This is a genomic window from Microcystis sp. M113S1, assembly GCF_020246945.1.
GTDB lineage: Bacteria > Cyanobacteriota > Cyanobacteriia > Cyanobacteriales > Microcystaceae > Microcystis.
Map to the genome: position 1 here is coordinate 1 of NZ_JADBSA010000184.1, position 9447 is coordinate 9447.

Annotated in this window: 14 protein-coding genes and 1 pseudogene; 9 read left to right on the forward strand and 6 right to left on the reverse strand. The window is 41.6% G+C overall.

The window, feature by feature from the left end:
* Positions 1-59 precede the first annotated feature (59 nt).
* Positions 60-443, reverse strand: coding sequence for a Fur family transcriptional regulator (locus IM319_RS09365; protein ID WP_287735391.1), 384 nt, complete (start codon positions 441-443; stop codon positions 60-62).
* 31 nt (positions 444-474) lie between these two features.
* On the opposite strand from IM319_RS09365, the gene purS reads away from it, so the two are divergent.
* From purS to IM319_RS09410, 9 genes are all read left to right on the forward strand, one after another.
* A complete protein-coding gene (purS, locus tag IM319_RS09370) occupies positions 475-747 on the forward strand; it encodes a phosphoribosylformylglycinamidine synthase subunit PurS (protein ID WP_287079735.1) in 273 nt (90 codons plus the stop codon).
* 246 nt (positions 748-993) lie between these two features.
* A complete protein-coding gene (gene purQ / locus IM319_RS09375) occupies positions 994-1680 on the forward strand; it encodes a phosphoribosylformylglycinamidine synthase subunit PurQ (protein WP_287078040.1) in 687 nt (228 codons plus the stop codon).
* 257 nt (positions 1681-1937) lie between these two features.
* Positions 1938-2864, forward strand: coding sequence for a cation diffusion facilitator family transporter (locus IM319_RS09380; protein ID WP_286827268.1), 927 nt, complete (start codon positions 1938-1940; stop codon positions 2862-2864).
* A gap of 46 nt (positions 2865-2910) precedes the next feature.
* Entirely contained in the window at positions 2911-3987 is a 1077-nt protein-coding gene (gene rfbB / locus IM319_RS09385; protein WP_287078033.1) for a dTDP-glucose 4,6-dehydratase, read from the forward strand.
* Positions 3988-4182: 195 nt separating this feature from the next.
* Positions 4183-5577, forward strand: a complete 1395-nt coding sequence (locus IM319_RS09390) for a transglutaminase domain-containing protein (protein ID WP_287735394.1) — start codon at positions 4183-4185, stop codon at positions 5575-5577.
* Between the two features lie 30 nt (positions 5578-5607).
* Positions 5608-6156 (forward strand): KGK domain-containing protein, encoded by a 549-nt coding sequence (locus tag IM319_RS09395; protein ID WP_287735395.1) that lies wholly within the window; start codon positions 5608-5610, stop codon positions 6154-6156.
* Between the two features lie 84 nt (positions 6157-6240).
* A complete protein-coding gene (locus IM319_RS09400; RefSeq protein WP_287735396.1) occupies positions 6241-6483 on the forward strand; it encodes an HNH endonuclease in 243 nt (80 codons plus the stop codon).
* A 92-nt stretch (positions 6484-6575) separates the two neighbouring features.
* The gene (gene rpsP, locus IM319_RS09405) at positions 6576-6824 is read left to right on the forward strand and encodes a 30S ribosomal protein S16 (protein ID WP_002736858.1); all 249 of its coding nucleotides are present in this window, start codon (positions 6576-6578) and stop codon (positions 6822-6824) included.
* The gene (locus IM319_RS09410; protein ID WP_287735398.1) at positions 6817-7182 is read left to right on the forward strand and encodes a KH domain-containing protein; all 366 of its coding nucleotides are present in this window, start codon (positions 6817-6819) and stop codon (positions 7180-7182) included. The genes rpsP and IM319_RS09410 overlap by 8 nt, the downstream gene beginning before the upstream one ends.
* Before the next feature lie 9 nt (positions 7183-7191).
* Here the strand turns inward: IM319_RS09410 and obgE are convergent, their stop codons facing one another.
* The 5 genes and pseudogenes from obgE to IM319_RS09435 all read right to left on the reverse strand — a co-directional run.
* Positions 7192-8220, reverse strand: a complete 1029-nt coding sequence (gene obgE, locus IM319_RS09415) for a GTPase ObgE (protein ID WP_287078038.1) — start codon at positions 8218-8220, stop codon at positions 7192-7194.
* A 69-nt stretch (positions 8221-8289) separates the two neighbouring features.
* Complete coding sequence (locus IM319_RS09420) at positions 8290-8619, reverse strand: HEPN domain-containing protein (RefSeq protein ID WP_002762465.1); 330 nt, start codon at positions 8617-8619, stop codon at positions 8290-8292.
* The gene (locus IM319_RS09425) at positions 8616-8942 is read right to left on the reverse strand and encodes a nucleotidyltransferase domain-containing protein (RefSeq protein WP_287078039.1); all 327 of its coding nucleotides are present in this window, start codon (positions 8940-8942) and stop codon (positions 8616-8618) included. The genes IM319_RS09420 and IM319_RS09425 overlap by 4 nt, the downstream gene beginning before the upstream one ends.
* Before the next feature lie 96 nt (positions 8943-9038).
* Positions 9039-9194, reverse strand: coding sequence for a hypothetical protein (locus tag IM319_RS09430; protein WP_287735400.1), 156 nt, complete (start codon positions 9192-9194; stop codon positions 9039-9041).
* Positions 9195-9308: 114 nt separating this feature from the next.
* Positions 9309-9447, reverse strand: a pseudogene (locus tag IM319_RS09435) (DUF3782 domain-containing protein); the annotation flags it as partial.

The window sequence follows — 9447 nt, forward strand, 5'->3', positions numbered from 1 at the left end:
CCAACCCCCAACCCCCAACCCCCAACCCCCACCGAAAAACTTTTTGCCGCAAACCCTACTTAACCAGGTTGACAGCGATCGCAAAGGCCAAAAAATTCGAGAGTATGGTAATAAACCTTGAATTGGTGTGATTTTTCGAGTTTTTCTTCCAATTCATGAACGGGACACTCATTAAAGACGATAGACCGACCGCAATGAATACAGGTAAGATGGTGTTGATCCTGCTGAACGGAACTGTAGAGGGATTCTCCTGTGGCTAGGGTTCTCACCTGCACTGCTCCCTGTAGTTTTAGGGATTCTAGGGCGCGGTAAACAGTGGCTAACCCCATATTTTGGTCACGCTGACGGAGTTCCACAAACAATTCCTGAGCGGATACTGCCCGATTTAAGGTTTTGAGTAAGTGGATAATGCGCTCTTGCGATCGGTTGCGTTGGGATTTCATATCAAAAAGGTCAGCGATCAAAGTTAATTCTATGCCAAAAAATTATCAGTGCTGTATTTATGTTACCCTGCGCCCCTCGGTGCTCGATCCGGCGGGTACGGCCGTAGAATCGGGATTAAAGCAATTAGGTTATGATACTGTAGCCGGGGTGCGAATTGGTAAGTATATTGAGCTTACCGTGACAGCAGCGGACGAAACCAGCGCTCGCGCTCAATTGGCTCAAATGTGCGATCAACTATTGGCTAATCCTGTGATTGAAAATTATCGCTTTGATTTGCATTGTCAGTCAGGAGATAGGGGATAGGGATTAGGGGATGGGGGATAGGGATTAGGGGATAGGGGATAGGGGATAGGGGATAGGGATTAGGGGATGGGGGATAGGGATTAGGGGATGGGGGATAGGGGATAGGGATTAGGGGATGGGGGATAGGGATTAGGGGATAGGGGATAGGGATAAAAGACAATTTTATTTCCCCAACACCCAACAACCAACAACCAACACCCATCTGTTGAGAGCTTTTTGCAAAATGAATTAACCAAGTTAAAAATTATGAAGTTTGGGATTATTGTTTTCCCCGGATCGAATTGCGATCGAGATGTGGCAACGGTGACGGAGGGGATTTTTCGGCAACCTACCCGCTATGTTTGGCATCAAGAGACGGAGCTAGCGGATTTGGATGTGATCGTGGTGCCGGGGGGATTTAGTTACGGCGATTATTTGCGCTGTGGTGCGATCGCTCGGTTTTCGCCAGCGATGAAAACTGTCCGAGAAGAAGCTGAAAAAGGTAAATTAGTTTTAGGCATCTGTAACGGTTTTCAGGTATTAACGGAAATTGGGCTGCTACCCGGTGCGTTAATTCGTAATCGCGATTTACATTTTATCTGCGATCGAGTGCCGGTAAAAGTGGAAAATAATCAATCTGTCTGGACGCGAGGTTATCAACCGCAACAGGTGCTTAATTTGCCGATTGCCCACGGGGAAGGGCGTTATTATGCCGCAGAAGATACGTTAAAATCTCTGGAGGATAACGGACAAATTCTCTTTCGTTACTGTACTGCCACAGGAGAGGCAAATGAGTCAGGGAATCCTAACGGATCGTTAAATAATATTGCAGGAATTACCAATAAAGCCGGAAATGTGCTAGGAATGATGCCTCATCCCGAACGCGCTGCCGATCCGCTGCTCAATTTGACCGATGGGAGTCTGTTATTTGAGGAGATAATCAATTGTTGTTGACTAGACCTCTTGTAAAAATCAAAAATTGTTGTTAGGGTCAGTAGTCAGTAGTCAGTAGTCAGTAGTCAGGAAAATTAAAAATGAATAATAATCAATTAAATGGTCTATTTAGAGACTTTAGGCAATTTAATCCTTATTTTTGCCGTTTTTAAACCCTCAAATAGTTGGGTTTTTGGGTTTTTGGGGTTTTAGTTGAAATTTCCCTGATAACTGATAACTGATAACTGATAACTGATAGCTAAAAAACTGATAATCCTGTGGCTGTTTTAAGAGATAATCGGGCTACCGTCCAAAAGGTTCTCTGGATCACCCTGATGCTGAACATTTTGGTTATGGCGATCAAAGCGTGGGTGGGTTTGAGAATTGGTGCTTTAAGTCTGCAAGCGGATGCTCTCCATAGTGTCACCGATAGTGCGAATAATGTCTTGGGATTGGTAGCGATGCGGTTTTCCTCTCCCTATCCCGATCGAGATCATCCTTACGGACATCTGAAATACGAAGCGATCGGAGCTTTAGCGATCGCCGCCTTTTTGGGGATTGCCTGTTTTGAAATTTTGCAAGGGGCGATCATGCGTATTATCAAAGGAGGCAAACCGATCGAGATTGCCGGTCCTGAGTTATGGCTATTAATTATCGTTTTAGGGGTGAATATTTTTGTTACTTATTATGAAAGATCGGTGGGGCAGCGTGTCGGTAGTGCGATTTTGATTGCCGATGCTCGTCATACCATGAGTGATGTGTGGGTGACAATTACGGTTTTATTGGGTTTAGTGGGGGTTTGGGTGGGTAATACGGCTAATATTCCCCAATTACAATGGTTAGATGCGATTTTGTCCTTTCCCGTCGCTTTTTTGGTGTTTAGCAGTGGTTGGAAAGTCCTGATGGAGAATTTACCTTTGTTAGTGGATGAAATGGCGATCGCTCCTGAAGTGATTCATCAAATTGTGATGGAGGTGCCGGGGGTGCTTAATTGTCATGCGATCGCATCTCGGGGAGTGGTGGGAAGACAGGTATTTATAGAAATGCACCTAGTTGTCTCCGCTCAAGATGTGGAAACTGCTCACGCAATCACGGAAGCGGTAGAAGCAAGATTAACCCAACAATTTAGCCCTGTGAGAATTTTAATTCACGTTGAACCGCCGGATTATCGTTCCGATCAGATCACTTTTGATGAAGAAGTGTGAAGCAAAAAGGCCTAAAATAAGTAGCAAACTTTTGCTAGAGGTGGCCATGACGACAGAAAATCAAGCTAGAAGCATAGTAATTACTGGTGGAGCAGGATTTATCGGCTCGAATTTTGTTCATCATTGGTGCGAGAATTATCCTGAGGATCGTGTAATTGTTCTTGATGCTCTTACCTACGCGGGCAATTTGAATAATTTAGCGACACTGAAAGATAGAAAGAATTTCCGTTTTCTGCAAGGGGATATCTGCGATCGAGTTTTAGTTGATGAATTATTTGCTGGTGAAAATATCGATACAGTTGCCCATTTTGCCGCCGAATCCCATGTGGATCGATCGATTCTTGGACCTGGGGCTTTTGTGCAAACTAATGTGGTGGGAACTTTTACTCTATTAGAAAGTTTTCGGCAACATTGGTTAAGTAATCATCAACCGGATAACTATCGTTTTCTGCACGTTTCCACCGATGAGGTTTATGGCAGTTTAGGAGTAGATGATCCGGCTTTTACCGAAACTACTCCCTATGCTCCTAATAGTCCCTATTCTGCCTCAAAAGCGGGGAGTGATCATCTAGCGAGAGCTTATTTTCATACCTACGGAATGCCGACAATTATTACTAATTGCTCTAATAATTATGGTTCCTATCATTTTCCCGAAAAGTTAATTCCTTTGATGTGTATTAATATTCTTTTGGGTAAACCTTTGCCCGTTTATGGTGATGGTCAAAATGTTCGAGATTGGTTATATGTGCGGGATCATTGTCAAGCTTTAGATACAGTTATTAACCAAGGAAAAGCGGGAGAAACCTATAATATTGGCGGAAATAATGAAGTAAAAAATATCGATTTAGTCATGATGTTATGTGAGTTAATGAATGAATTAGCTCCCGATTTACCCGTGAAACCTGCTCAGAATTTAATTACTTTTGTCAAGGACCGCCCTGGACATGATCGCCGGTATGCTATTGATGCTAGTAAAATTCGCACTGAATTAGGTTGGCAACCTCAAGAAACGGTAGAGGGGGGATTAAGAAAAACCATTCAATGGTATCTCGATCATCGGGATTGGTGGCAACCTTTGTTATCCAAAGAATATCAAGAGTATTATGGGAAAGTTTACGGTTAGATAAGGGTAAAAACTTTAATCTTAATTTTGGGTGTGTTAGCCAAAACTAACACACTTATTACTTTAGCTAGATTAATATTTTAATTGTCAGTGATTAAGATCACAGAAAAATCTCAAAAAAATAGTTAGGTTTGAGAGATAATAGGAGCAGATCAGGCTAAGACTGGTAATCTTGACTTTTTATTAGCAGCAACTATGGCTTATAAAAGAAATTATCGCCGCCGTAAGAATCGGCAATCGGGAAGGACAATTCCAGGGATTTTCATCTTTTTAGTTTTAATGTCCGTTGGGATGGCATTTAAAAACCAAAGTTCTCAACTGCTCAGGAATTTTCAATCATTTAAACCAGCCAATAACTTAATTTATAATACTAATAATCTGCAACTTTCTCAGCCAATTATTCCTGGGAATAATCACCAAGTTAGACAGGGAAATTATCAAAATATTGATCGTCTAGCTCGCAGCATCAATTACCAAGGAAATTCTCTATCAGAATTAGCAACAATTCTATCTAAATATGCCAAAACAGAAGCAGAAAAAGCCCGCATTATTTACGTTTGGATTACCCATAATATTACCTACGATGTGGCAAGTTTTTTAAGGGGTAATTACGGTGATGCGAGTCCTTATGTGGTTCTCAAAAATCGTTTTGCTGTCTGTTCAGGGTATGCCAATCTTTATCAAGCTTTAGCAGAAAAAATGGGATTAAAATCAGCAGTTGTTATCGGTTATGCTAAAGGATTCGGCTATCTAGTGGGCAATGCTAGTGATGCTAACCATGCTTGGAATACTGTCAGAATTAATAATGCTTGGTATCTAATTGATGCAACTTGGGGTGCGGGAGTAGTCAATAACAATCAATTTCAACGGCAATTTAATCCTCATTATTTTGCTACTCCACCCGCACAATTAATTTATAGTCATTTCCCCGAACAAACTCAGTGGCAATTATTACCGAAAGTTTATAGAAAACAACAATTTGATTCTTGGCCGATTGTGACATCACAATTTTTTCGAGATGGCATAAAATTAGTCAATCACAATAGTTATAATATCCAGTCTTCAGGAATAACAGAAGTTATTTTACAAGTTCCTCCTCACACCCAGATTTCTGCTCAATTGCAGCAAAATAATTTACCTATCAATAGCCATTTACCCTTAATTCAAAGAGTCAATGGACAAGCAATAATTAAAGTTTCCTTTCCCCAAGCTGGAAGTTATGATTTGATGGTTTTCTCTAAAAATAAATCCGATAAAAATAACTTTAATCATGCTTTATCCTATCGAATCACCAGCAATGCTAAGGGTGTTTCTATACCGAAAACCTATGCTACTTTTGAAGAAAACAATGTCTATCTTTATAGTCCCACAATAGCCAAATTAACTAAGAATCAATTGGTAAATTTTAAAATCGAAGTACCTAATGCTTTAGATGTGGTTATCATTGATCAATCATCGGGTAACTGGACTCCTTTAACTAAGTCAGGTAATTTATTTTTCGGTAATGTTAAAGTTGGTTCAGGAAAGATAACTATCGCTGGCAAGTTTACCGAGGGTAATAACTACGCTAGTTTAGTTGAGTACGAGTAATTTGTCTTTGAGTCATTAAGGAGCAAAAGAATGAATCTTGATACTTTTAACAACTCTCAGAAAATCCTTATCGAAGATGATAATAGTGTATTGATGTTTGAAAATGAAGAAGTTATTTTAGTGAAAAAATTTAAAGAAAAAATCCAGGCAGATTTTTTGGAGTATATCGGCAACTTTAATTCCCAGGGAAGACTAAGAACACATATATCAAATAGTTCTTCTACATTTGGTCAAATTAATAAAATTGAATGGTTTCATTATCCGAGTGAAGGGAAGGATTGTAAAGTATTAATACTGGGAGAGAAAGACTGGAGAACAGGAAAAGTTAAAACTTCTGGAGAATGTACTTTTTCTGGTGTTTTAGAAAAACTGCCTCAAAAATTAGGTGAACATGAGGAGGAATTTCTGCGGGAATTACAAAAACAGGGATTTGAGAATTTAAATGAAACTCGTCAAATAAAAATTACCCTAGAATTTATTCCTGAAGAAAGCACAATTGAGCAAGAACCAGAATCACCCCTAGAGGAGATTCGGCAAATGCTGCGAGAAAATCCCGAAAAAACTAACTTCAATTCCTGAAAAACTAATTAGGTAATAAGGAAAATAAATTAAAGCAATCTCCTGTCTCCTGTCTCCTCTCTCCTGTCTCCTGCTGTAATTATCATGGCAAAAACTCCGAGAATCCCGATTCCGATCGAAGTGAGAAAATATGTTTATCAAAGGGATAATTATCAATGTCAGAGTTGCGGTAAACCCGAAAAATTGTCCCAACTTTCCATAGATCATATAATTCCCTTAGCTTTAGGTGGCAGTAACGACATTAGTAACCTGCAAACCCTTTGTTTATCCTGTAATCGCCACAAAAAAGACCATTTAGACCCTCGTTTTCGGCGTTATTTTCAATAATATGCAATGGCTGCCGACCGTTCCCTCGATCGCCACTTGTGGAAATACCGTCCGGATGAGTTAGAATCGGAAAGGAGAATTTTTTAGTAACCATGATCAAATTACGTCTAAAACGCTTTGGCAAAAAACGCGAAGCCAGTTATCGTATCGTTGCGGCCGTTAGCACCAGTCGTCGCGATGGTCGTCCCCTAGAGGAATTAGGATTTTACAATCCCCGCACCGATGAAGTGCGTCTGGATGAAGAAGGGATTATCCGACGCTTACAACAAGGAGCGCAACCAACGGACACCGTACGCAGCATTCTCACCAAACAGAAAATTTTCGAGAAAATCAATGCCTAGTACCCCCAACTATCTCGAACTGGTGAAATTTATTATCGAGCCGTTTTTGGAAGAGCCGGCCAGTCTGAGATTGGATATCGAGCGCTGTAAGGAAAATCAACGTCTTTGGGTGCGTGTAGCCTTCGATGATGCCGATAAAGGCAAAGTTTACGGTCGGGGAGGACGCAATTTACAGGCGATTAGAACTACCCTAGAAATGGCGGCCGCGAGTGTGGATCGCTCTCTTTATCTAGAAGTCTATGCGGCTGAAAATGAAGGCGAACAGCGCCGCACCCGTCGTTCTAATGGTAACTTTGAAGGTACGGAAAGAAGACCGAGCAATCGCCGACCACCCGCACCCCGGCAGCCGAACAACTAACGAGCGATTTTAGGAAAACAGGGAAGGGGTTTCAACCTCGACCCTCTCCAGTTGCTCTAATTGCTGCCAAACTTTGGCGAGTAAAGTGGTTAATCCGGCTCCTGTCACGGCGGAAATAGTCAAAATCTCGGCATTGGTTATTTTAGCAAACTGCTTTTGATAGTTATCTATCGTTTCCTCGTCCACAGCATCAATTTTGTTGAAAACCAGTATTTGCGATCGCTTTTCTAATCCCCGACCATAGGCGGCTAATTCCCCTTGAATAATTTGATAATCGGCGATCGGGTCTTCTGATGTCAAGGAGACAAGATGAATTAACAGGCGTGTGCGTTCGATATGGCGTAAAAATTCGTGTCCTAAGCCGATTCCTAGGTGCGCTCCCTCGATTAATCCAGGAATATCGGCGAATACCGTCCCATCTCCCGTGGGTTTGCGTACCACTCCCAAGTTAGGAATGAGAGTCGTAAAGGGATAATCGGCGATTTTGGGACGAGCAGAGGAAACGGCCGAGATTAGGGTGGATTTCCCCGCATTGGGCAGCCCGATCAGGCCTACTTCCGCTAATAACTTCAATTCTAGGCGTAAATGGCGTTTTTCTCCCTCTAAACCGGGTAAAGCGTATTCGGGTGCGCGATTATTATTACTTAAAAAGTGGCGGTTGCCTAATCCCCCTTTTCCCCCGGCGGCCACGATTAAAGTCTGTTCGGGAGTTACCAAATCGCCGATAATTGCCTCGCTATCGAGATCGTAAACCACTGTACCACAGGGAACTTTAATAATGCGATCGCTACCGTTGGCCCCGGTGCAGTTGTTGGGGCCGCCCCGTTTGCCGTCATCGGCCTTAAAATAGCGACTATACTGGAAATCTAGCAAGGTTTGCAGGTTCTGAGTCGCCACGAAAATCACCGAACCACCTTTTCCCCCATTACCTCCGGCCGGACCGCCGGCGGGGACGTATTTTTCCCGACGGAAAGCGACAATTCCATCACCTCCCTTACCCCCTTCTACTTCTATTTCGGCGCGATCAATAAACTGCATAAGATTAAGTAGTTAAAGTGAAAAAATGCTCAAGATCATTGCTTGTTCTACAAATACTGTGGCGTATTCTCAGGCAATTTGTGTTTGTTCCCTAGTTATTTCAATAACTTGATCATAATCTCCTAATTGTCGTAAATCATAGGTAATTCTTAACGCTTTTGATAGTTCTAATGGTAATTCCCCTGTTTGAATAAAATGTTGAGAAAATTGCTGTCGTACCCCTCGATGACTGCGAGTATTGATATTTTTAACTATTAACAGAGCTTGGACTGTACAATAAATGGCATAATAGCAACGAGAAATACAAGCACGATAATAATTTTTTTCAAGTAATAGGGTGGCCGCTTCTAATTCTTCATTAGCTTGATTGATATAGGACGAAATTTGGTTTTGGTTCACAGGAAAATCCCTTCTCGGCGAATATTGTCCATTAATGGGGTTTGTCGATGAACAAAGTCTTCATCGGCGATGGGAATCAAAGAAATGAAGGTATTATATTTAAGGTCTAGTTGAGTAGCGATGTCTGCCATCCGAATCACTTCATCTCCAGGGGAAATGGGGCCTTTTAATACGACCATAATATCAATATCTGAGTCCTCATTGGCGTTACCCCGCGCTTGTGAACCAAAAAGGATGAGTTTTACTAACCGTTTTCCATAAAACTTTGCTAATTCTTGGCGAAATTCTTGTAGTATAGGCATTAGGGTTTGTAATTGAGCCATTGTTTTATTAGCTAGAAATTATTGTATTTGGCCAAAAAATGTATTATGGTGGACTGGCTTCTGCTGATCGTAGCACTTCTAATTGATTTATGAGCATCACCGCCACCAGCGACTAACATCCCTAATACTTTGATACACTTCTCTTAAAGCAACCTCCCCCCCCAAATGAAGGATTAAAGGGACTAAATGGGGAATAGTTTCGAGGAAATGAGGACGGGTGATAGTACCCAAAGCCTGAAGGGTTGGGAACATCTCATTTTGGATTTTGGATTGGGGGATTGTCTGTGTGAGCCAGTTTCAGGAGAAAACTTCCCATCTGTAGAAGGCGATTGGCGAAAATGGGATGCTCCCATCGCCATTGCTGTTTTAATAAAGTCGAGGTTGAAAATTATCGGGAATATCTAATTCAAATACTTGGTCATGAATCCGAGCCACATAAAACCCTTCTTGCAGAATTTTTTCCCGTAATCCTGGGGATAAATCAACCGCTGCTAATATGCCATAG